Below are 23,414 nucleotides of genomic sequence, written 5' to 3'. Positions count from 1 at the left end.
ATCCAGCCGGCGTTCCATGCCGATCGCGTTTGCGGCCATAGCGCACAAACCCCACCTTCATGCCTCCGGTCAAGCCTCCCCGTCACGACGAAGAGACAGCGGCCCGCCGTTGCGTCCGGCGTCTTGAGGAGGAAGAGGCCATCCGCCCGAACTATTTCCCGACGAAAGATTACGCCGCTCTTGCCAAGCAAGTCCTGTTCGCATTTCTTGCGCACGCACGGGACGCATCTCGCGTTCCGCGCGACGGCTTGACAGGTGATGGAATGACCAACCCCGATACCAAGGCGCTCGAAAGGGCGCTGAACCGCCTCCCGCTTCGTTTTCGAGGCCCCGGAGGCGTGGCCGGCGTGGTCAAGGACGGCAAGGTGGTGGCGCGGCGCGCCTGGGGTTTTGCCGACATGTATCGCCGCCTGCCGATGACGGCGCAAACACGCCTGCCGATCTGCTCGATCTCGAAACAGTTCACCTGTGCGCTGCTGCTCGACCAGTTCGGCGATCCCGCCACGCTGGACGACAAGGTCCGTGATTTCCTGCCCGATTACCGCGACCGGCTGCCGACCGTTTCGCAGCTCTGCCACAACCAGTCGGGCCTGCGCGATTACTGGGCGCTGACCGTGCTGCACGGCGCCTATCCGGAAACGGAATTCCGCCGCGAAGACGCGCTGCCGCTCATCGCCAGCGCGAAGACCGGCCATTTTCCGGCCGGCGCGCATTATTCCTACAGCAACGGCAATTTCCGCATCCTCGGCGAGCTGATCGAGCGCGGCACCGGCCGCGATTTTGCCGATCTTCTTGCCGAGCGCCTGTTTGCACCGGCCGGCATGGCGACGGCCATCCTGTCGCCGAACACGCGCGTGCCGGCCGATGACGTCATCGGCTACGAAGGCAATGACGACGTCGGCTTTCTGCCGGCCGACAATGGCGTCTATTGGTTCGGCGATGCAGGCATTGCCGCATCGCTGGACGATATGCTCGCCTGGGAATGCCATATCGACGCGACACGCGACGACCCGGACAGTCTCTACAACCGCCTCTCCGCCCCCGCCTTCTATGCCGACGGCACGCCGGCAACCTATGCCTACGGACTGCGCCGCGACATCTATAACGGCCGTGAATTCACCGGCCATGGCGGCGGCCTGCGTGGTTTCGGCTCCTATCGCTTGCATGTGGCGGAGGAGCGGCTGTCCGTGGTCGTCATGTTCAACCATGGCACCAGCGCCTTCAACGCCGCGACGATGCTCGTCGACGCCGCACTTGGCCTCGACGCCGAGGCAGAGGGTCAGCTACCCAGCGATTGGGATGGGTTGTGGCTGGACGAAGCCCAGGGACTGGTGGTTCGCACGGCGGCGGACGCGACGGGCGTAAAACTTCACTACGGCCCCTCCTCCGCGCATGCCACGCTCTCGGCTGACGGCATTGCCCGTGGGCAGGGTTTTAGCCTCCGCAAGCAGCGAGACGAATTGCTCATGCAGCGGGAGAGCGAAAACCTGACCGTCCGCGCCCGTCCGCTCCAACCCGTCGAATGGGCCGATCCGACAGTCCTTGCCGGCCGCTACTGGTCCGCGGAACTGGAGGCCCATCTGGAGATCGAGGCGCGCGACGGCGCGGCCTTCGCCGTCTTCGAGGGGCTTTACGGGAAGGGTCCGATGGAGCGCATGTATGCGCTGGCGGAAGACGTCTGGATCATTACCAGCCGCCGCGCACTCGATGCGGCAGCACCCGGCGACTGGACGGTGCTGGTGGAGCGCGATGCGGCCGGCACCGTCACGGGACTTCGCGTCGGTTGCTGGCTGGCGCGCGGGATCGGCTACCGGCGCGCGTCCTAGGGTCACGCATCAAGGCTTGTAGCCTATCGCGGCGTTCCCGGCGGCAAGCCGATCGCGATGAGGGTGCGGAGCACCGCATTGTTGGCCGCGAGGAAAATGTCGCTGGCATTGCGGGTGGGCAGCGAAACGTTGCGGGCGGTGGAGCCGGGACGCATCTCCATCGTTTTCGCCAGCGCTTCCCTCGCCTCCCGCCCGTGGCCCAGGCGTTGATGGGCGGCGGCCAGCAGGAGATAGGGCCGCCCGGAGCCGGGAGTGATCGCAATCGCGCGGCTCAGGAACGCGACGGCCTCCTCGTTGCGGCCGAGCAGCAGGTTCGCCCAGCCCGCGCCGAGCAGCCATGTCCAGCGCGAAACCTCCGGCGTGTCGTAACGCTCCGCCTCCAGGAAACCGGCAAGCGCGTCGTCGAAGCGGCCGAGCTGGAGCTGGGTCAAACCGAGATTGTAGAGCGCTGCGCCGTCCCAGGGATTGACGGTCAATGCCCTGGCACAGGCGACGAGGCTTTCGCTGAACCGGCTGGTGACGGTCAGAAAGCGGCAATAGGCATCAAGCGCCGGCAGGGAGTGCGGCCGTCGGGCAAGCGCACGTTTCAGCAAGACGTTCGCATTCTGCTCGGCCGCAGCGCTTTGAACCGGATCGTACCACGTCATCTGCACCCCGCGCAGCTGCAACCCGGCAAGGGCGACCTGCAGCTCCACATTGTCAGGGTCTTCAGCAAGATATTGTTCAAGAATGGCGCGTGCCGTGCCGAAACGTTCGCGTGTCGTCTGGTTGATCGATGCAATAGCCTGCTGAATGGCGACATTGGAAGGGGCCGCGGCCTGTTCATCGGGTTCTTGAAGGGCACTCAACCGGGCACCCAGCGGATAACCGATACCGGCGGCGAGACGCTGGACGAGGCGTTGCCGGTCGGTTTCGCCGGCACCCGCCTCGACCTCCGCAACCGCCTTGATCTCCTGGCTTTCGCCATCTATGAGGCGCGCCTGAAGGATCCAGCTGCCCGCGCCGCGTTTCAATACGCTCCGCACTTCCAGCCCGATCCGACCTTGCCGCACCGCTTTACCCTCCGGCACGATCAGGTCGATGCCGTCAATCCGGGAAAACCCCTTGACCAGCTCCGATCCAAGGTCGCGCGCGAGCGCAACGCCTTCCGGGCCGGCCTCCACGGTCACAATCGGCTGCAGCACGACCGTGAGCCGTAGCGGCGAAAAGAGACGATCGCCAAGAAGCACAAGCCCAGTCAAGACCATGGCGGCGAGAAGGAAAACCGCCGCCACGACAAGCAACCGCCGGCTGCGCGATTTGCGGTGGTCCCGGATTTTCCGTACGTCCTGGTCCTGCGGCACGGTTGTGTCGGTATCCGCCTGCCGGCTGGTCACGTCGAGCGCGAAAAGATAACCACGCCCCGACACCACGCGAACCATTTCCCGCCTGGCATCGCCAAGCGCCAGGCGGATTTCGCGGATGCATTGAAAGAGGCTGTCTTCACCGACATGGATGCCCGGCCAGATCGCCTCCATCAGCTCATCCTTGCCGAGGACGCGATGGCTGTTTTCCGCCAAGAGCTTGAACAGGTCGAGGGTCTTGGGGCGCAGATGCGTCACGGATCCATCGGCGTGCCGCAACTCGGCCCGGTCCGTATCCAGAACGAAATCCGCAAAAACGTACACGGATCCCCCGAACCCTGCGCTTGGCCGGAGTGCACCATAGTGAGCGCATACCCGGGCCGTCAACCAACATGCTGGAACGCTCGACGAGCACCGGCACCGCTTCAGAAAAATATCAGAAAACTTTAGAACCGCGCCCCGCGGTCTTCAGGACATGCGCCGTCCATGCCGGTTATCCATCACCATGGATACCTCCGGGGACGATGCATGCTGACTGAGTTGGCCGTTGCGAAACACGAAAGCAAGGAATGGATCGACACGCCTGCCTTGCCTGTAGGAAACGTCGACTGCCTGATGACGGCTGCGACCTTCCCGAGCGCGGTCGAGTTTCTCGCGCAGAGTTTCGTCACCGGCTATGAAAGCGCACCCCGGGCTTCGGCGCTCTTTGCCACGCAGCAGCGCTGGCTTTTGTCCCTGGCAGCGCTCTCGCGGCACTATGGCGGCGATGGGGCCGGCATGTCCCGGCGATCCATCGCACAGTCGGCACTCAAATACCTGATCGCCAGCCGCAATACGGCCTACGCCTTCTTCGACGAAATCGTCAAATACGGCATCGTCCTCCCCATGTCCGGAAGCGAGCTTTCAAAGGAAGTGGCCGTCTTGCCATCGCCGGGTTCACTGGCGATCCTGGTTCAATGGTGCGACATGCATCTCGCCGCCCTCGACCGCGTCGATGCAGGCACGCGAAGCGACCGGTTTCGCGCAGCCCCCGAGCGGCTGCTTCCCCTTCTGATGCCGCCGCTCAGCGAGGGGCTCCTGGCAAACCCGCATGTCCGCATGCCGGGGCCGCTGTATCGTATCTTCGCCTGGACCGACGCCGGCGGGCTCTTGATGGACCGGCTCGTCGCCGGTATCGACCGGCAGGTCCCATGGCCCGGCGGCTACCTGACGGATGTCGTCACGATCGCGCAGCTCGCCCGCGCATTCAGTCTTTCGCGGGCGCATACCAGCCGCAAATTCGCCGAGGCGGAAGCGATCGGCGGCATCGGCTGGAGCGGCCGGCGTGGTTATTCGCCCCTATGGATCTCGCACGGCTTCTTTTCGGAATACGCGATGATGCAGGCACGCAAACTCCTTATTTTTCGGGCCGCCTTCGCAGCAGCGGAAGCCTAGCAGTCAAAAATGGACGGCGAAAATCAGGGCTGGGCGCGTTAAAAAACGCCTGAATTCCTGAATGCACGCTGCTTGAGACAAACCGCCGAGGCCCGGTCTCGCATCAGCTGTGCAAAGGGGCCAACCTATTGTTTACACCGATCACGCCTGGCCGTTGGCCAGTCCGAGGGGCTGTCATGAGCACGATCTTTACCAGACAGGATTTCAACGTCGACGCCTATGCCGACGACCTCGCCATCGCCGACGTGAATGGTGACGGCAAGCTGGATCTTGTGGTCACCGCCTCCAGTTCGACGAACGAATTCCTCGTGCTTCTGGGTGATGGCACCGGGGGTTTCACGACATCGACGAGCCTTGACCTCACGAACACCGGCTTCGATGCCGGAGGCGCCACATTGGCCGACATGGACGGCGACGGCGATCTCGATGTCATCTATGCGAGTTACAACAACCCCATCGTCAGGGTGCTCTATAACGATGGCACGGGTGGATATCTGGCCGGAAGCCAGATGTACGTCTATCCAGGCCAGAAATCGATGATCGCGGGTGACGTGAACGGCGACGGCATTACAGACGCAGTCTCCGTCAGCAGCAATAGCTCGATCATGGTCTTCCTGGGCAACCGCCAGGGTGGCTTTCAGTCGATTACCACCAATACATCCCTTGCCGCTTACAATTCGAACGCTCTTACGCTTGCCGATATGAACGGGGACGGCAAGCTGGACCTCGTGACATCTAGCAGCAACCACGCAGTGTTCGTCATGCTGGGGGATGGCACAGGCGGCTTTACGCCCGAATCCGGTTATGATCTTGGCTGGCTGGATTCGCCGAACCTCGTCACCATCGCGGACGTCAATGGCGACGGCAAGCTGGATGCGCTGACCGGCAACTACAACACTGTTTCGGTCCTGCTGGGCGACGGAACCGGCCACTTTACATCGTCAACGACTGTCAGCGTCGAGAGAGATCCGAAATCCATTGCCGTGGCGGATATCAACGGCGACGGCAAACTGGATCTGATAACCGCAAATTCCTTTTCCAGCAGCGTCTCGGTCCGGTGGGGAGATGGCAACGGCGGTTTCTCCGGCGGCATGGATATTGGCGTCGGCTACCAGCCCGAAACCCTCAAAGTGGCCGATGTCAACAAAGACGGAAAGATGGACATCATCGTCACCAATTTTTACGGCCGCTCCGTGACCGTCCTGCTGGGTGGCGAAAAAACGTTCGCGACGGGAATATCCGCCAGCACCGACCAGACCGGCACGCTGAAGATCGGCGACACGATCACCTTCACACTCTCGACCGAGCTGCCCGTCACGGTGACAGGTGTGCCGGACCTGCTGCTGAACAATGGCGGCCATGCAGTCTATGCCGGCCTTGATGACGATGGTCGGCCGACTTTCGTCTACACAGTTGCAGACGGCGACGACGATACGAGCGACCTGTCCGTCGCCGGCGTGGATACGACCAATGGGACAGTGGACGGGCGTGCGGCCGAGCTGAGCTTTGCGACGCCGACATATTTTTACATGCGCACGTCTGCGACTTCTCTCAGCACAGTCGATGTGAATGGAGATGGCAAGCTCGACATCCTGACAGCCAGTTTCTTCGGCAGTTCCGTGTCGGTGCGTCTGGGCGATGGCGCGGGCGGCTTCTCCAGCCCAACCCATATCGCGGTAGGAAGCAGCCTGCGATCTGCGGTCGTTGCCGACGTGAACGGTGACGGCAAGCTCGATATCCTCGGGGCGGATTTTAACAGCAGTTCCGTTTTGGTACGTCTGAATGACGGTAGCGGCGGCTTCCTGGCTGCCACCAGCGTCCAGGTCGGTTACGGCCCGTTCTCCATCACCGTCGCCGACGTGAACGGCGATGGCAAGCTCGACATTCTGACCCCGAATTACGACTATACCATCTCGGTGCGATTGGGTGACGGCACGGGCAATTTCTCCGGTTCGACTGCGGTCGCCATCGGCACTGCGGTGAATATCTGTGTCGCCGACGTAAACGGCGACGGCAAGCTCGACATCCTGGCTCCGAATATGGAAACCGACACTATTTCGGTGCGGCTGGGTGACGGCACCGGCGGCTTTTCCGGTTCGACCGAGATCGCCGTGGGTTATGATCCATATTCGGTCACCACCGCGGACATGAACGGCGATGGCAAGCTCGACATCGTGGCGGTGAACCAGACCGGCGCTACCGTTTCGGTGCGACTGGGCGATGGTGCAGGCGGTTTTTCGGGCTCGACGGAAATCGCTGTCGGCGCCGACCCGCTTTCCGTCGCCATTGGCGACGTGAATGGCGACGGAAAACTCGACATCGTGACCGCCAGTTACAGCGGCAAGTCCGTCTCCGTCCTGTTGGGCGATGGTACGGGCGGTATCCTCAGTTCGAGAGAGATCACGAGCAATTCCCAAATCAGCTCTGTCAGCCTCGCCGACGTGAACAGTGACGGCAAGCTCGATATCCTTGCAACGAGATCAGACGGCTACGTCGCGGTTTTCCTGAACACCTCTCAAAAGGGCTCTCCCTTCGACGGATCGACGATTTCCACTGTCGACGGAGCCAAAACCGGGCGGACCGTGGATGCGACCCGGCCGGATGCGCCGACGGTCGTGCTGACCCACGATAGCGGCACCTCCTCGACCGACGGCCTGACCAATAACGGTTCCTTGACGATCACCGGTTTGGAAGACGGGGCGACACTGAGCTACGTCGTCAATGATGGCGAAGCATCGGCCACGTACGATCCGAGCACCTTCGACGACGGCCATTATACCGTGAAGGTCTTCCAGACGGATACGGCCGGCAATGTTTCACTGGCCGGCACCGTTTCTTTCACATACGACCTTACGATCGGCTCGCCGGAACCCTACCTCGCCAACGACACCGGCAGTGCCTCGAACGATTTCGTGACCAATGACGCCACACTCTCAATCGCTGGCGTGGAGGACGGTGCGACCCTGAGCTACGTCATCGATGGCGGCCCGGCGACGGCGACCTACGACCCGACCGCGCTCAGTGACGGCGAGCATACGATCAAGATGAAGCAGACGGATGCCGCCGGCAACGTCTCTTTCTTCTACGGCACCATCACCTTCACTCTCGACCGAAGCAAGCCGGCGACGCCAACGCTCGCCTTGACCTCCGATACCGGCAAATCCGCCACCGACAAGATCACCAGCAACGGTGCCCTGACGATCACGGACAAGGAAGCCGGCGCGACACTCAGCTACATCGTCGATGGCGCCACCGCATCGACCACCTATGATCCGAGCGCCCTTGCCAACGGCACCCACACAGTCAAAGTCCTTCAGACCGATGCGGCCGGCAACGTCTCCTCGGCCGGCAGCCTCACCTTCACGCTCGATAGATCCATCGCAACGCCGGTGCTCACGCTAACCGCGGACACCGGAAAGTCCACGACCGACAAGATCACCAGCAACGGCGCCCTGACGATCTCGGGCAAGGAAGCCGGCGCGACACTCAGCTACATCGTCGATGGCGGCGCGGCATCGACCACCTATAACCCGGGCGCCCTTGCCAATGGCACGCACACGGTGCAGTTCATCCAGACCGATACAGCCGGCAATGTTTCCACAAACAGCATCACCTTCACGCTCGACAAGTCCGTCGCAACGCCGACGCTCGCACTGACCGCAGACACCGGAAAATCAGCAACCGACAAGATTACCAGCAACGGTGCCCTGACGATCTCGGGCAAGGAAGCCGGCGCGACACTCAGCTACATCGTCGATGGCGGCACGACATCGAGCACATATAATCCGAGCACCCTTGCCAATGGCACACATACGGTGAAGGTCTTTCAGACCGATGTGGCCGGCAATGTCTCCTCGGCCGGCAGCCTCACCTTCACGCTGGATCGCGCCAAACCCGCAACGCCAACGCTGGTACTCGCCGCCGACACCGGCAAATCCGCCACCGACAGGATCACCAGCAACGGTGCCCTGACGATCGCCGGCAAGGAAACCGGCACGGCACTGAGCTACATCGTCGATGGTGGCACGGCATCGAGCACCTATAACCCGAGTGCCCTCGCCAATGGCACGCATACAGTGAAGGTCGTTCAGACCGATGTCGCCGGTAACGTGTCCTCGGCCAGCAGCCTTACCTTCACGCTGGACAAGGTCGCGCCGACGGTGACCGGCATCACTACATTGGGCCCAGGCATCAGTGGCGGCTCCGGCACGCTGACGACGGGCGAGGCCGCGCGGTTCAGCATCGCCTTGAGTGAAGCAGTGACGATCACCGATGCGAACAAGCTGGTCCTGACGCTCAGCAATGGCGAGAAGGCCATCTACGATGCGGCCGCCTCCACCGCCACGAAGCTGGTGTTCAGTTATCGGGTCGGGCTGGAGGAGACGTCGAGCGATCTCGCCGCCAAGGGGATCATCCTCAATGGCGCGACCATCCGGGATACGGCCGGCAACAACGCCGATCTCACCGGCACGATCGTCAATCCGACCGGCACCCTGGTCATCGACGGCTATACCGGCACGTCGGGCGCCGATGCCTTCAAGGGCACAAGCGGCGCAAACACCTTCCGCGGACTCGGCGGCAATGACAGCTATGTCGTCAACCACAGTGGCGACAAGGTGATCGAGGCGGAAAAACAGGGCACCGATACGGTCTTCGCCTCCGTTTCCCATACACTTGCCGCCAATGTCGAGAACCTGACGCTGACGGGCTCCAAGGCGATCAACGGAACCGGCAACAGCCTTGCCAATATTCTCACCGGCAACGGACTGGCCAACATTCTGAAGGGTGCCGACGGGACTGACACGCTGAAGGGCGGCGCCGGCGACGACAGCCTCTATGGCGGGCTCGGCAAGGACCTGATGATCGGCGGGTCGGGCCAGGATACGTTCGTGTTCGACACCAAGCTCGGCATTACGAATATCGACACGATCGACGACTTCTCCGTCAAGGACGATACGATCTTCCTCGACGACGACATCTTCACCAAGGTTGGCAAGGTCGGGGATCTCTCGGCGAAGGCCTTCTACATCGGCACCGGGGCGCACGCGGAAACGGACCGGATCATCTACGATTCGAAGACAGGCAAGCTCTGGTACGACGCCGACGGGTCCGGCAAGGGCGCAGCCATCCAGTTCGCCACGCTCGACGCCGGCTTGAAGATGACCGCGACGGATTTCGACATCATCGGGTGAAAACCACATCCCGGGAAGCGGCCAGGCTTCCGCTTAACCATATGAAAACAAACAGTATTTCTGGAAGATACTGGACGTCACGCAATAGCGCTCACCATGGAGGACATCGTCATGAAATATGCCATCCTTATCGCCACGCTTCTGGCCGCCGGCACCGCACAGGCCGGAGAAATCAAATTCCCGGCCGACGAGCCGGTTGCCTCGATCACCATCCCGGATGGCTGGAAAACCACCCCGACCGAAAGCGGCATCGAGGTCCAGGCCGACGATGACTCGGTCTATTTCTCAATCGATGCGCAGGACGGCAAGGATACCACCGAGACGGTCAAGGAAGCGGTCGAATATCTCGCGAGCCAGAATGTCACGGTCGACGATTCGACGAAGAAGGAAGAGGAAGGCAAGCTCAACGGCATGCAGGCCTACAATGTCTACTGGTCGGGCAAGGACAGCGACGGCCCCGTCACCATCGGCCTGACAGCCTTGGTGGCTGCCGCCGACAAGACCCTCGTCATTACCTATTGGGGCGGCACCGAAGAGCAGAAGGCCCATGGCGAAGAGATCGGCGCGATCTTCAACTCCCTGAAGCCGATCACCCAGTAAAGTTGACCGAGGCGTCCTGAAGCTTCGGTCTGGTGCGGTCTGGCTTGAAAGACGTGCCGTTCTCGACAGCGTTCAGGACGCTTTCTCCCAATACCACGCGACATACATCTTCTTGCGGTCATGCTGGCGCGCTTTGAGACTGGCCCGGATGGCGCGGATATCGTCCTTTTCGCAGGCGGCCCAGACGAATGTCCCCTCGTCCAGGGTCGCAATGGCGTTCTTCGCTTCCTCCAGGAGAGATCCGGTAGCCGTACTCCGGTGCAGCCAGCGGACATCGAGCATACCGTTCGAAGGCAGCGGCTGCTCTTCTGCCGCGTCCTGGACTTCAATGATCGCTTGCATGCGCGTTCCCGCCGGCATCTCGGCGACGATGCGCGCGATGGCCGGCAAGGCGCTTTCATCGCCGATGAACAGGATCGACTCAGCTGACGGCAGATCACCGCCGCCCGGTCCGAGAAGGGCGGCAACGTCACCGGGCTGCGCATCGCGGGCAAAATCCGCGCCCGGCGTTGCCACACCCGGTGCGGGATGCTGCAGAAAGTCGATCCACAACTCCCCGCGGCCGGCGTCGACGGCGCGGATCGTGTAGACGCGCACCAGCAGCGCATCCTCGCCCTCCGGCCATGCGATACGCCCGTCTTCCCGGAAGCCGGGCCAGACGGGTGCTTTGCCTTTCGGCGGCACCAGCAGACGAACATGCATGTCGCCGCCGATGAAGGGGGAGACATCCGCGCAGGAGAAGATGACGCGGCGCATATGCGGCGTCACGTCCTCACTGGAAACCACCGTCACTTCATGCAGGTTCGGCAGTGCCGATAAAGAGGTCGGTTCTGACCATGTCAGTTCGAAGGGCTGGTCTTCTGCGAAGTAGAAGAGATGTTCCGCAAGGATCGTGCGGCTCATCTGCAAGGCCTCGGCGGTCGGGCAGTCGAGATCGATGAGCAGGCGGCCCGTGTCGATGCGGATATGGGCCAGGCCGACATTGCTTTTCAAAAGGGCCAGGTCGCCGGTCCGCTCCACATCGGCATGCTCGATGAAGTGCTCGCATATCTCGTCGAGCATGCCGGCGGCATTGCTGGGAAGGGCAACGCCCGAAAGCTTGAAGGACGACATCTCGTTCATGCGCGTTTCTCCTGTTGTGGCGGACGGCCAACCTCGTCGTCGATGGCCGCGGCCATCCGGTGCCGGCCGATCGGCAGCATGATGGGACGGCCGGATATGGGGTCGGTGATGACCCGGCTTTCCAGCCCGAAAACCTGCCGCACCGCCTCCTCCGTCAGTACGGCTTCCGGCGTGCCTGATATGTGCACGCGGCCGGATGCCAGCGCGACGAGATGGTCGGCATAGCGGGCGGCGAGATTGAGGTCGTGCAGGACCATGACCACGGTCGTGCCGCGCGCGTGGTTCAGATCGGTCAGAAGATCGAGCACCTCGATCTGGTGGTTGATGTCCAGAAAAGTCGTCGGCTCGTCGAGCAGCAGGATATCCGTCTGCTGCGCCAGCGCCATGGCGATCCAGACGCGCTGGCGCTGGCCGCCGGAAAGCTCATCGACTGGCCGTTCGGCAAGATCGAAGGTCTTGGTGGCCGAAAGCGCGCTGTCGACCGCCTCGTCGTCCTGCAGCGTCCAGCGGGAAAACAGGCTCTGATGCGGATGCCGCCCCCGGCTGACCAGATCCGCGACGGTGATGCCTTCCGGAGCGATCGGCGATTGCGGCAGGAGGCCCAACGTCCGGGCGAGATCACGCGAGGGCATGCGGTGGATGGATTTGCCGTCCAGCAGCACCTGCCCGCCCGTCGGCGCAATCAGCCGCGATATCGTTCGGAGGAAGGTGGACTTGCCGCAGGCATTGGCGCCGACGATCACCGTGATCTTGCCGGGGGGAACCGTCAGGTCGAGGCTATGGAGGATTTCGGTATTGTCGTAGCCGGCCGAGAGGCCGCTGGCGACGAGCAGATGATCGGTCACGGCGTGCCTCCGATCCGGTTGACGCGGATGATCAGGTAAATCAGGTAGGGTGCCCCGAGCGCGCCGGTCACGACGCCGACCGGGTATCGTCCGGGCAGAAGGTGTTGCCCGATGTAGTCGGCCGCAAGAACGAGGACCGCTCCGATCAGCGCCGAGGGGATGAGCAACGATCCATCGTTTTTAACGATGCGGCCGGCGATCGGCCCGGAGAGGAAAGCGACGAAGGCGATCGGCCCCGTTGCCGCCGTGGCCGACGCTATGAGGCCGACGGCCGCGACGATCATCAGCATCCGGGTCTGCGCAACGCGCGTGCCGAGCGCGGCGGCCATGTCGTCGCCCAGCCGCAAGGCATCCAGATCGCGGCTGCGGCTGAGGAGAAGGCCGCCGAAGACCAGGAGCGCGAGCAGCAGCGGCAGGGCCTGATCGAGCTGTGCGCCATTGACGCTTCCCGTCAGCCAGCGCATGGCCTCCTGCAGGCTCCAGGCGGGCGCTGATTGCAGGATATAGGCGATGACGCTCTGCAACATAGCCGAAACGCCGATACCGACCAGGATGAGCCGCGTGCCGGCGACGCCGTTGTGGAACGACAGGCCGTAAACGAGCATCGCGACGCCAAGCCCGGCCACGATGGCGAACACCGAGACCATCGGCCCGCTCATGGAGAGGACAACGATGGCGAACACCGCCGCCGCCCCGGCACCAGAAGTAATGCCGATAATATCGGGGCTGGCGAGCGGGTTGCGCAACATGACCTGGAAAGCCACGCCCCCAAGCCCGAAGCACAACCCGGCGAGGACCGACAGGACGGCGCGTGGCAGCCGCAGTTGCCCCACGCTGAAATCCGCGCCCGGCACCGGTTCGCCAAGCAACACCCGGAAAACTTCTCCCGGCGGCGTGATGGTCTTGCCGATAGACAGGGTGACGGCGAAGATCGCCAGCACGAGGGCCACAAGCATCGCAAGCACGGCGGCATATCGGCGCGTGCGTCCCCGGCGGTATGCGATGACGACATCGATGGTGGCGCTCTGCATGGTCACAGATCCCTCACCCGCTGCCGCCTGACGATCCAGATGAAGAAGGGCGCGCCGATCAGGGCAGTGACGATGCCGACATCGATTTCCGCCGGGCGGGCGACGATGCGTCCCAGCACATCGGCAGCCAAAAGCAGGCAGGCGCCGCCGAGCGCCGAGAACGGCAGCAACCAGCGATGATCGACACCGACCAACAAACGGCAGACATGCGGCACGACGAGGCCGAGGAAGCCGATCGGCCCGCACACGGCCGTCGTCCCGCCGCACAGCAGGATGGCGCCAAGCGACGCGATGGCCCGCGCGACCGCAACGTTTTCGCCAAGCCCGGCGGCCAGCTCGTCACCGAGCGCCAGGGAATTCAGCTTCCTGGCCGACAGAAGGCTGATGGCGAAGCCGGCGAGCAGGAATGGCAGGACCGGAACAAGGCGCTCGTAAGTCGCGCCGCCGACACCGCCGATCTGCCAGGACTGGATGCCGCCGGCGATATCGCCGCGCGGCAGCACGATGGCGATGACCAGGGAGGCGAAGGCGACCGAAGTCGCGGCACCGGCAAGGGCAAGCTTGAGCGGCGTCGCACCGCCGCGCCCCAGCGAGCCGATGGCATAGACGAAAATTGCAGCACAGCCTGCCCCCACGATCGCCGTCCAGATATAGGCATAGGCGGAGGACACGCCGAACCAGGCGACACCGACGACGACGGCAAGCGACGCGCCCATATTGACGCCGAGAATGCCCGGATCGGCAAGCGGATTGCGGGTCACGCCCTGCATGATGGCCCCCGCCAGCCCGAGCGCGCCGCCGGCGATCAAGGCCAGCAATGTCCGGGGAATGCGCAGCGCGACCGCCGCCCGGCCGATCGTGTCCTGCGCGCCGCCGACTGCGGCCACGACATCGGCCCAGGCAACGTCGCGTGTTCCGACCGTGACCGACAAGAACACGAACAGTGCCAGGAGAACGACAAGCCCCGCCAGCCAAAGGCTTCTGGTGCGGTTGGAGCCGGATGCGGCCGACCACCGGGTGGGCGATGTGTTGAGCGCGCCGGCGGTCATTTCGATTTCTTGGCCGCCTCGCTCAGCAGCGTCATATAATCCTTCAGGACCCAGCGGATGGACAGCGGCGTCGGATTGGCGCCGGTGCCGACCGCATTGTTGCCGAGCATGACGATCGATTCTTTCGCCACGGCCGGCATATGCAGCATCAGGGCATTCGCCTTCAGGGCATCGAAAAGCTTGCCGTCGCCATAGGTGACGAGGATATCGACATCGTCGAAGGCGTCGATCTCTTCCGCGCTGACCGAACCGGAGAACTTGCCCGGCTGCGAGGCTTCGATGACGCTTTTCGGCGAAGTGAGACCGAGATCGGCGAAGAACCGCACCCTCGTGTCATTGGTCGTGTAGAAGTTGACGGTGCTGAGATCCCACGAGCTCAGATGCGTGATGAACATCGCCGACTTGCCCTTGAGCTCGGGATAACCGGCGAGCACCGAGGCGATGTCGGCCTCGATGCCGGCAATCAGCGCCTCGCCTTCCGTGGCCATGCCGATGCCAGCGCTGTCCAGCCGGATCGTCTCGCGCCAGTCCGTCGACCAAGGCGCCTGCGGATAGGCGATGACGGGCGCAATGGCACTCAGCGTCTCGTAGTCCGCCTGCGTGAGGCCGGAATAGGCAGCGAGGATGACATCAGGACGCGTTGCAGCGACCGCCTCGAAATCGATACCGTCGCCCTCGTCGAACAGGACTGGCGTCTCGGCCTGGAGTTCGTCCAGCCGCGCGGCGACCCAGGGCAGGACGCCATCACCATCGTCATCACCGAAATTGGCACGCGCCATGCCGACGGGAACGATGCCGAGCGCCAGCGGCACCTCATGGTTTGCCCAGGCGACGGTCGCCACCCGCTCCGGCTTCTTTTCAATGACGGTGGTGCCGAAGGCATGTTTGATGCTGATGGGATAGGACGCGCTCTCGGCGGCAAACGTGCTTTTGCCCGCGCAGATGAGAACGAAGAGCATCATTGCCCACCCGGCAAAACGAAACCGCTTCATCATCCACTCCATTCCACACAATAAGTTGACCCCAAATCTCAGCTTAATTCCGCGCCGTCAACGGCGAAGCCGTCAATCCAGAGAAAGTGCGTGGAGATTTCCGGCGGATCGTACAAAACCGGGGGAATATACAATACTAGACAATTATGCTCCAGTTAATAGCGGAACATCGGGGCAAGGCCTTCACGTGGGGGACCGGTCGGACGAGGCGTCATGCGTCTTGACCGGCCGAACAAATAAGGCCCGGCCGCATCAGCAGCTACGGAATTGGAATATGACTATGGATATCGATCAAAAAGGCCGTTGCGCAACACGAACGCCGCTCCGCTTTCGAAACGCGCGTCTTCTCGGTTGCACGGCGCTTATCGCCCTGACGCCGGTCCTGTCCTTTGCGCAGGATGCCGGCACGACGGAGGGCGGGGCGACCGCGCTGGAAGCGGTTGTGATCGAAAAATCCGGCGGAACCCTGCTCGACACGCAGAACGATTCGAAATCGATCGTCGCGACCCGGACGACCGGCGCGGGCAAGATGCCGACCGATATTCTCGTCGCCCCCGCAGCGGTCTCCGTCATCACCTCCAAGGAAATGCAGGAGCGTGGTGCCGATACCGTCGAGCAGGTCGTGCAATACGCGGCCGGCGTCGTGACCGACTTCTACGGCTCGGACGACCGTTTCGACTATTTCGATATTCGCGGCTTCACCCCCTACACCTACCGGGACGGCCTCGCCATCGGCCGGACCTTCGCCGGCGTCCGGGAGGAACCGTACGCCTATGAGCGCATCGAGGTGCTGAAGGGCGCGAGTTCCTCGAGCTTCGGCGCGGCGGAACCGGGCGGCTCGGTCAACTACGTCACCAAGACGCCGAAGAGCGAGCGCTTCGGCGAAGTCTATGGCACGGGCGGCTCCTTCGCCCACAAGGAACTGGGCTTCGATTTCGGCGACAACATCACCGAGGACGACACGCTGTCCTACCGCCTGACGGGCAAGTTCCAGCGGGCCGACGCGGAATACGATTACTCCCGGGATGACGAGAACTTCATCATGGGCGGCCTGACCTGGCGCCCGACGGACGCCACCAGCCTGACATTCGTTTTCGACCATCTCGACAAGGACGGCGTTCCCGGCAGCGGCGGCCACCCGCTCGGCACGGATTTTGACCGCGACGTGTTCTTCGGCGAGCCGGACTATTATTTCACCGAGACGAACCGCAACAGCTACAGCGTGCTGTTCGACCACGATTTCGGCAACGGCCTGAGCTTCAGCTCCAATGCGCGCTACAGCAACCTGAACGACGGCTTTGGCAGTGCGTATATCGGCAGCACGCCGACCGACGGCTCTACGGTTGCCGGCCGCTATTTCTTCGGCAACGAGAAGTCGACCGAGCAGTTCGTCATCGACGCGCACCTGATGTACGAAGCGAATTTCAATGACATCGAGAGCCGCACACTTCTCGGCGGCACCTACAACAAATACGAAGCCTACAACGACAGCTACTACACGTCGGCACCCTCGATCGACTGGGAAAACCCGATCTATTCCGGCGGGCCGGGCGCGATACCGCCCTACGCCAGCGTGAACAACGACCAGCAGACCACCGCGATCTATCTGCAGCAGGACCTGACCTTCTTCGACAGGCTGACCGTGAGTGCCGGATTGCGCAACGACTGGCTCGACCTGAGCGAGACGGATCTGCTGGCCGGCACGACCAAAGCCGCCGATCACAGCGAGTTCACGAAGAAATTCGGCGTGAGCTACAAGATCACCGACGAGCTTGCGCCCTATATCAGCTATGCCGAATCCGTCGCGCCGCCGGCCATCGGTGCCGACCCGACGACCGGAAAGCAGTATGAAATCGGCATCAAGTATCAACCGGATGCCTTCCCGGCCCTGATCACCGCCTCCGTCTATGACCTGACCAAGGGCAACATCACGGTCTTCGACCAGGTGACCTATATTCCGCAGACCGTCGAGAAAGTCCGCCATCGCGGCTTCGAACTCGAAGCCAAGGCCGAGGTGACGAACACCATCAACATCATCGCCGCCTACAGCTATATCGACAGCAAGATTGTCGAGCCCGGCGGCGCCAATGACGGCCACCGCCTGATGCGCGTGCCGGAAAACATGGCCTCGATCTGGGGCACCTATACGCTGGAAGGCGAAGGCGGGCGCGGCGACATGACCTTCGGCCTCGGCGCACGCTATTCGGGTGCCTATTACACCAATATCGAGAACACCAAGAAATCGGACAGCGCGGTCGTGTTCGATGCCGCCTTTACATACAAGGTACAGGAAAACACGACGTTCCAGCTGAATGTCAGCAACGTGTTCGACGAAAAGCATGTGGCGAGCACCGATACCGGTGCCGTCTACTACAATCCGGGCCGCTCCATCCTCGCGACGCTGCGCCAGACCTGGTAAGAAAGACATGTTCCGCCCGTGCTTCGACGGGCGGGACGTTACGGACGCCGCAGCTGCTGCATCCGCCGCCAGGCTGCGGGCGTTTCACCGACGATCTGGCGGAAAACCTTCGTCAGATGCGCCTGATCGGAAAAACCGAGCTGCGCGGCGATGCTGGCAACGGGAAGCTCGCTTTCACGAAGCAATTGCTTCGAGCGTTCGACCCGTTTGCCAAGCTGCCATTGCAGGGGCGTATGCCCCGTCGTCTGCTTGAAGACATTCGCAAACCAGCTTTCGGACAGGCCGACGACCGCCGCCATGTCGGCGACGGACATGCGATAGTCCCCAAGCTCCTCCACATGGGAAAGAAGCTTGTTCATCTGCCCCTGTGTCAGCCGGCCGCTGCCCCGCTCTTCGCTTTCAGCGGGAATATCCAGAAGCCCCGCGACGATGCCGCCGATCAGGCTTTCCGCATAGACCGCATGCCGGGAGGGGCTTTTGATCTCGTCCGCCAAAAGCCTGGCAAGAGCATCGATCGCGGCGACATCCTGCAATTCGACCGGGCGGCGCAATGCCGTCTGTGCCGCGGACGTGCCAACGGATGGTGTCAGGTAACGCAGCACCCTGTCGCGGTGGAGATGCAGGTTGAGATGGCTGAAACTGTGCGTCTTGCGGCTGCCGGTCCACAACGGCACGCCGGCCGGAACATAAACGGCACGCGCCATAGGACGGGAATTGCGCGAAAAATCGTCGTTCTCGTTCGAGATGCGGACATGCGGTGAGACATCATTGAAGAAGAACATGATACGCGGGTCGTCGGCGAGATAATAGCCGCTGGCACCCGCTTGGCTCTCCGCCTCCCAGAGAACGCTGACCAGTCCGTCATACTGCCGCCACTGGACCGGCGACGTGACCCGAATGCCTTCGGTTTTCCAGGACATGGAATGCCAAAAGCCCATCTTCGATCACTTCTTCCATTGCAAATCTGGGGACTTGCCACCGGCCGCAATTTGCAATCCCGCGAGCCGGGCGGGCATATGAGTACCTATAAGTTGAACTGATTAATCATATTTTATGCCGAATAGCAACACGCCCCCGATGCGGTTTCACCGGGACCGAACGCGCGGGACAGCCTCCGCGCGAACCCGATCACATCACGCGCAACCCGTCACGATAGAGTGTCGGATCTGGGATCGGTACGGCAGCCATCAGGTTGCGGGTGTAGTCATCGGCCGGGTTCTCGAACACCTGCCGGCGCGTGTCCATCTCGACGATGCGCCCGCTGCGCATGACGGCGACGTGGTGCGACATCTTCTCGATGACCGCCATGTCATGCGAGATGAAGAGATAGGCAAGACCCATCTGCTCCTGCAATTCCAGCATCAGGTCGAGCACGCGGGCGCGCACGGAAACGTCGAGCGCGGCCACACTCTCGTCGGCGACGATCAGCTTCGGCTCCAGGGCAAGCGCGCGGGCGATGCAGATGCGCTGCCGCTGGCCCCCGGAAAATTCATGCGGGTAGCGGCTGCCGGCATCCCTGGGCATGCCGACGCGCGTCAGCAGCGCCGCCACCCGGTCCTGCCGTTCCGATGCATTGCCAACATCGTGGATGACCAGCGGCTCGGCAATTGCCGCGCCCACCGTCATGCGCGGGTCGAGCGAGGCATAGGGATCCTGGAAGATCATCTGCGCGACACGACGCACGGGGCGCATGGCCGCCGGTTTCAGCCCGGCCGTTTCGCGCCCGTCGATCTCGACACTGCCTTCGAAGGGAATGAGGTTCAGCACGGCCTTGCCGGTAGTCGATTTGCCCGAGCCGCTTTCGCCGACGAGGCCGAGCGTCTCGCCCGCCTTGATGGAAAAGGAAATGCCGCTGACCGTTGCCGGCGCTTTGGGCGACCGGTTGAACCAGCCGGATCGCGCGCCATAGGTGACGCTGAGATCTTTCACCACCAGCACCGGCTTTTCGGCGGCTGGTGCGGCCGCCTTCGTCAGGCGCGGCGGCGCATCGGTGCCGGCATGGGCGCCAAGTCGCGGCACGGCGGCCAACAACTGGCGCGTATAAGGCTCTGTCGGGCGCGCAAAAATATCGAGCGCATCGCCCTGCTCGACGATCTTGCCCTGCTGCATGATCGCCACCCGGTCGGCCATTTCCGCGACCACGCCCATATCGTGGGTGATCATCAGAATGGAGGTGGAGAATTCGCGGCGTAGCTCCCGCATCAGCGTCAGGATCTGCGCCTGCACAGTCACGTCGAGGGCGGTCGTCGGCTCGTCGGCAATCAGCACCTTGGGGCGGCAGGAGAGCGCCATGGCGATCATCACGCGCTGGCGCATGCCGCCCGAAAGCTCGTGCGGAAATTGCTTCAGCCGGCGCGCCGGCTCGCTCATATGCACCGCGTCGAGCATGGATCGTGCGATCGTTTCCGCGCCCTCGGAAATATCCTCGCGGTGCTCGCGGATCGCCTCCACCATCTGGTCGCCAATGGTCATGACCGGGTTCAGTGAGGTCATCGGCTCCTGAAAGATCATTGCGATCTCGCCACCGCGGATTTTTCTGAGCGCCCGATGCGGGATACCGATGATATTGCGGTCTTCCAGCCGGATTTCACCCGAAGAGACCTTCAGCGACGCCTTCGGCAGCAGCCCCATGATCGCCAGCGAGGTCACGGATTTGCCCGACCCCGATTCCCCCGCAAGGCAGAGCGTCTCGCCGGCGGCGAGATCGAAGCTCACCCCATCGAGAATGCGCTTCAGCCCTTCGGGCGTGCGCGCATCGACGGAGAGGTTGCGGACGGAGAGAACCGGGGCGGCATTGCTGGAAGTCACGCGAAGACGATCCTCGGGAAGTAGAAGGAGACGACCCAATTCGGCATGTCGACGATCTCGCTGATCCGGAGATCGCCGCAGACCGAGCAGAGCATATAGGCATCGACGGGGCTGTAGCCGCGTTCGGCGACGAGCAGGTCGATCATGCGCATCACCGCCTCGCGCGCGCCCGTCATCAGGTCCGAGCCGATGCCGGTCGTCACCTCGTAGCCGGCGCCGTCGAGATGGCGCGTCACCGGCTCGGTCGTGGTGAAGCGCGGCGTCTGGAGATTGGCGCCCTTCACGAGGTCGAGGGTCAGTTCGACATTCATCTGGCTCTCGATCGCCGTGCCGCAGACCTCGCCGTCGCCCTGCGCGGCGTGGGTATCGCCGACGGAGAACAACGCGCCCTCCACCTCGACCGGCAGATAGAGCGTCACGCCGGCCGTCAGGTCGCGGATGTCCATATTGCCACCGACGCGGCGCGGCGGCACGACGGAATGCAGGCCGGCTTCGGCCGGTGCGACGCCGATCGTGCCGGTAAACGGTTTCAGCGGCACGCGGCCGCCAGGCCCGAAGGCCGAGGGCGCCATGGAGGCCGTGTCGTAGGACCAGATGTGCAGCGCCGGGTCCTTGAACTGGTCGGCGAGCAGGCCGAAGCCCGGAATATTGGCCGTCCAGCCGTGGCCGGAGGGATGGAACTTGCGGATGGTCACCTTCAGCGCATCGCCGGGCTCCGCACCCTCGACATAGACTGGGCCGGAAACCGGGTTCACCTTGCCGAAATCGAGCGCGGCGAGCGTCTCAAGCGTCGCATGCTTGCCGAGCTGACCTCCGGAGGAATCGAGGCATTCGAAAAGGATGGTCTCGCCGGGCTTGGCCGTCAGTGCCGGCGGAAAATCGCGGTTCCAGCCGAAATTATGCTGCGCGCGGTGAATGGTATGGGTGCAGGCGACGCACATGAAAGCCTCCCGGTCATTTGCTTGCGGTTCTTTCGCCGAATGCCGGGGGCACCCCCTCATCCGGCCCTGTGGGCCACCTTCTCCCCGCCGGGGAGAAGGGGTAATGCGACGTTTGCGATCTTCCCCTTCTCCCCGCCGGTGAGAAGGTGCCGGCAGGCGGATGAGGGGGAAGACGCGGGCTGGAGGTTTACGGCTTCACGAAGATCGCGTCGTAGTTGATGACGCGCGTCGGATCGATGTAGATATTGTCCGGCCCACCCATGCGCAGGGACTTTGCGACGACACGGCGCTCGTTGATGACGGGCACCCAAGGCGCATCCGCCATGACGTCGGTGAAGATCTTGCCCCAGGCCGCCTGGCGCTCCGCGGCCTTGGCCGGATCGGACATGGCGTCGGCCTCGCCGGCGCGCTTGTCGATCGCCTCGTTGCAGTACCACGGCCAGTTCCAGCCACCCGCGACGGCACCCGAGCAGCCAAGGATCGGGCCGTAGAAGTTGGACGGATCCGGGAAGTCGGCGATCCAGCCCATGCCGCCCGACCAGATCATCGGCGCCTCGCCTTCCGTGCCGCCGGCGGCGATCACGTTGCCCTGCGCCAGCGCGCGGACTTCGGCCTTGATGCCGATGGCGGCGAGATCCTGCTGGATCGCCTGGGCGATGCGCGGCTGCGGATCGGTGTTGGTGGAATAAAGCACCGTCTCGAAACCATCCGGGTGGCCGGCTTCGGCGAGCAGGGCCTTCGCCTTCTCCACGTCATAGGCATAGCCGGTGAAGGCCTTGTCATAGCCCGGCATCAGCGGCGGCAGGATCTGGTTTGCGGCGGTCGCGCGGCCGTTCAGGATGCGCGTGATGCGCTCCTTGTTGATCGCCATGTTGACGGCCTGGCGCACCTTCACGTCGTCGAAGGGTTTTACCTTGGTGTTGAGCGTGATGTAGCCGGTGTGCAGCTGCTCGCCATCGACGATCATCGCCGCACCATCGGGCGAGTTCTTGATCTCCAGGAACTTTGCCGGCGGAATGCCGTCACCGGCTATGTCCACTTCGCCTTTCTGCAGGCGCAGCAACGCGACCAGCGGTTCCTGGCCAACCTCGACCGTCACCTTGTCGACATGCGGCACGTCCTTGACGAAGTAGTCGGGATTGCGTTCGAAGACGAGCTTCTGGCCGATCGTCCAATCCTTGAGGACGAGCGAGCCGGAACCGACCGGCTTCTTGCCGAAATCACCCGCGGCGGCTTCGACAGCCTCCTTCGGCACCACCGAGGCGAAGTTGATCGCCATGACATGCAGGAAGGTCGCATCCGGCCGCGAGAGGTGGAAGACGACGGTCTGATCGTCGGGCGTCTCTATGCCCGAGAGCAGTTCCGACTTGCCGCCTGTCAGCTCGTCAAAGCCCTTGATGGCGCCGAAGAAGCCGGCGCCGGGGCCCTGCGTCTTCGGGTTGACGGCGCGCTCGATGGAGTATTTCACGTCGCCGGCGACGATCTCGCGGCCATTGGTGAACTTCACGCCCTTGCGCAGCTTGAACGTATAGGTGAGGCCATCGGGTGCGACCTCGAAACTTTCGGCGAGCGAGGGCACGAGATTGGCGGTGCCCGGCTCGTAATCCATCAGGCGCGAGAACAGGCTCTTGATCATCGACCAGTTGACCCAGTCGTAACCGATATGCGGGTCCAGCGTGGTGATGTCATCCTTATAGGTCACGACGATCTCGCCGCCCTGGGCGGGCGTTTCGGCATGGGCCAGCAGCGGAGAAAAGGCGAGTACGGCCGCCGTCGAGGTGGTCAAAATCCAGCGATTGAACATTTTTAAAG

The 23,414-nt window shown here is 63.0% G+C and carries 15 protein-coding genes; 5 read left to right on the top strand and 10 right to left on the bottom strand.

From position 1 onward, the window contains the following. The first annotated feature begins 263 nt into the window (after positions 1 to 263). The gene (locus ACOZKU_RS03935; RefSeq protein WP_421577755.1) at positions 264 to 1,826 is read left to right on the top strand and encodes a D-aminopeptidase; all 1,563 of its coding nucleotides are present in this window, start codon (positions 264 to 266) and stop codon (positions 1,824 to 1,826) included. A 23-nt stretch (positions 1,827 to 1,849) separates the two neighbouring features. On the opposite strand, the gene ACOZKU_RS03930 is transcribed toward ACOZKU_RS03935, so the two are convergent. Then, a complete protein-coding gene (locus ACOZKU_RS03930) occupies positions 1,850 to 3,493 on the bottom strand; it encodes a tetratricopeptide repeat protein (protein ID WP_421577754.1) in 1,644 nt (547 codons plus the stop codon). Positions 3,494 to 3,697: 204 nt separating this feature from the next. Between ACOZKU_RS03930 and ACOZKU_RS03925 the strand changes: the two genes are divergently transcribed. The 3 genes from ACOZKU_RS03925 (at position 3,698) to ACOZKU_RS03915 (ending at position 10,395) form a co-directional block, all read left to right on the top strand. Beyond that, positions 3,698 to 4,603, top strand: coding sequence for a hypothetical protein (locus ACOZKU_RS03925; RefSeq protein ID WP_421577753.1), 906 nt, complete (start codon positions 3,698 to 3,700; stop codon positions 4,601 to 4,603). Positions 4,604 to 4,779: 176 nt separating this feature from the next. Further along, positions 4,780 to 9,795: a beta strand repeat-containing protein gene (locus ACOZKU_RS03920; protein ID WP_421577752.1), complete on the top strand. Its 5,016-nt coding sequence runs from the start codon at positions 4,780 to 4,782 to the stop codon at positions 9,793 to 9,795. Between the two features lie 111 nt (positions 9,796 to 9,906). Next, a complete protein-coding gene (locus tag ACOZKU_RS03915) occupies positions 9,907 to 10,395 on the top strand; it encodes a histidine kinase (protein ID WP_421577751.1) in 489 nt (162 codons plus the stop codon). Positions 10,396 to 10,467: 72 nt separating this feature from the next. On the opposite strand, the gene ACOZKU_RS03910 is transcribed toward ACOZKU_RS03915, so the two are convergent. The 5 genes from ACOZKU_RS03910 to ACOZKU_RS03890 are packed head-to-tail and all read right to left on the bottom strand — an operon-like array spanning position 10,468 to position 15,434. Next, the gene (locus ACOZKU_RS03910; protein ID WP_421577750.1) at positions 10,468 to 11,517 is read right to left on the bottom strand and encodes a DUF2218 domain-containing protein; all 1,050 of its coding nucleotides are present in this window, start codon (positions 11,515 to 11,517) and stop codon (positions 10,468 to 10,470) included. Continuing rightward, positions 11,514 to 12,362, bottom strand: a complete 849-nt coding sequence (locus ACOZKU_RS03905) for an ABC transporter ATP-binding protein (RefSeq protein WP_421577749.1) — start codon at positions 12,360 to 12,362, stop codon at positions 11,514 to 11,516. Before ACOZKU_RS03905 ends, ACOZKU_RS03910 begins: the two co-directional genes overlap by 4 nt. Continuing rightward, the gene (locus ACOZKU_RS03900; RefSeq protein WP_421577748.1) at positions 12,359 to 13,399 is read right to left on the bottom strand and encodes a FecCD family ABC transporter permease; all 1,041 of its coding nucleotides are present in this window, start codon (positions 13,397 to 13,399) and stop codon (positions 12,359 to 12,361) included. The genes ACOZKU_RS03905 and ACOZKU_RS03900 overlap by 4 nt, the downstream gene beginning before the upstream one ends. Further along, entirely contained in the window at positions 13,396 to 14,442 is a 1,047-nt protein-coding gene (locus tag ACOZKU_RS03895) for a FecCD family ABC transporter permease (protein ID WP_421577747.1), read from the bottom strand. The genes ACOZKU_RS03900 and ACOZKU_RS03895 overlap by 4 nt, the downstream gene beginning before the upstream one ends. Then, entirely contained in the window at positions 14,439 to 15,434 is a 996-nt protein-coding gene (locus tag ACOZKU_RS03890) for an iron-siderophore ABC transporter substrate-binding protein (RefSeq protein WP_421577746.1), read from the bottom strand. Before ACOZKU_RS03890 ends, ACOZKU_RS03895 begins: the two co-directional genes overlap by 4 nt. A gap of 280 nt (positions 15,435 to 15,714) precedes the next feature. On the opposite strand from ACOZKU_RS03890, the gene ACOZKU_RS03885 reads away from it, so the two are divergent. Then, positions 15,715 to 17,853 carry a TonB-dependent siderophore receptor gene (locus ACOZKU_RS03885; protein ID WP_421577745.1) on the top strand — a complete coding sequence of 713 codons (2,139 nt, stop codon included), beginning with the start codon at positions 15,715 to 15,717 and terminating at the stop codon, positions 17,851 to 17,853. A gap of 38 nt (positions 17,854 to 17,891) precedes the next feature. On the opposite strand, the gene ACOZKU_RS03880 is transcribed toward ACOZKU_RS03885, so the two are convergent. From ACOZKU_RS03880 to ACOZKU_RS03865, 4 genes are all read right to left on the bottom strand, one after another. Beyond that, positions 17,892 to 18,791, bottom strand: coding sequence for a helix-turn-helix domain-containing protein (locus tag ACOZKU_RS03880; RefSeq protein ID WP_421577744.1), 900 nt, complete (start codon positions 18,789 to 18,791; stop codon positions 17,892 to 17,894). Between the two features lie 190 nt (positions 18,792 to 18,981). Next, entirely contained in the window at positions 18,982 to 20,661 is a 1,680-nt protein-coding gene (locus ACOZKU_RS03875) for an ABC transporter ATP-binding protein (protein WP_421577743.1), read from the bottom strand. After that, on the bottom strand, positions 20,658 to 21,602 hold the full coding sequence (locus ACOZKU_RS03870; RefSeq protein ID WP_421577742.1) for an acetamidase/formamidase family protein: 945 nt from the start codon (positions 21,600 to 21,602) through the stop codon (positions 20,658 to 20,660). The genes ACOZKU_RS03875 and ACOZKU_RS03870 overlap by 4 nt, the downstream gene beginning before the upstream one ends. Positions 21,603 to 21,789: 187 nt before the next feature. Then, positions 21,790 to 23,406 carry an ABC transporter substrate-binding protein gene (locus ACOZKU_RS03865; protein ID WP_421577741.1) on the bottom strand — a complete coding sequence of 539 codons (1,617 nt, stop codon included), beginning with the start codon at positions 23,404 to 23,406 and terminating at the stop codon, positions 21,790 to 21,792. Positions 23,407 to 23,414 lie beyond the last annotated feature (8 nt).

This window comes from Shinella sp. M31 (assembly GCF_049199205.1).
Lineage (GTDB): Bacteria > Pseudomonadota > Alphaproteobacteria > Rhizobiales > Rhizobiaceae > Shinella.
This window is presented reverse-complemented; position numbering and strand designations above follow the sequence as displayed.

Bases quoted from the DNA above. Each gene is read 5' to 3' on its own strand.
- ACOZKU_RS03935 (WP_421577755.1), top strand. From the start codon at position 264: ATGACCAACCCCGATACCAAGGCGCTCGAAAGGGCGCTGAACCGCCTC.
- ACOZKU_RS03925 (WP_421577753.1), top strand. From the start codon at position 3,698: ATGCTGACTGAGTTGGCCGTTGCGAAACACGAAAGCAAGGAATGGATC.
- ACOZKU_RS03920 (WP_421577752.1), top strand. From the start codon at position 4,780: ATGAGCACGATCTTTACCAGACAGGATTTCAACGTCGACGCCTATGCC.
- ACOZKU_RS03915 (WP_421577751.1), top strand. From the start codon at position 9,907: ATGAAATATGCCATCCTTATCGCCACGCTTCTGGCCGCCGGCACCGCA.
- ACOZKU_RS03910 (WP_421577750.1), bottom strand. From the start codon at position 11,517: ATGAACGAGATGTCGTCCTTCAAGCTTTCGGGCGTTGCCCTTCCCAGC.
- ACOZKU_RS03895 (WP_421577747.1), bottom strand. From the start codon at position 14,442: ATGACCGCCGGCGCGCTCAACACATCGCCCACCCGGTGGTCGGCCGCA.
- ACOZKU_RS03890 (WP_421577746.1), bottom strand. From the start codon at position 15,434: ATGAAGCGGTTTCGTTTTGCCGGGTGGGCAATGATGCTCTTCGTTCTC.
- ACOZKU_RS03885 (WP_421577745.1), top strand. From the start codon at position 15,715: ATGGATATCGATCAAAAAGGCCGTTGCGCAACACGAACGCCGCTCCGC.
- ACOZKU_RS03880 (WP_421577744.1), bottom strand. From the start codon at position 18,791: ATGGGCTTTTGGCATTCCATGTCCTGGAAAACCGAAGGCATTCGGGTC.
- ACOZKU_RS03870 (WP_421577742.1), bottom strand. From the start codon at position 21,602: ATGTGCGTCGCCTGCACCCATACCATTCACCGCGCGCAGCATAATTTC.
- ACOZKU_RS03865 (WP_421577741.1), bottom strand. From the start codon at position 23,406: ATGTTCAATCGCTGGATTTTGACCACCTCGACGGCGGCCGTACTCGCC.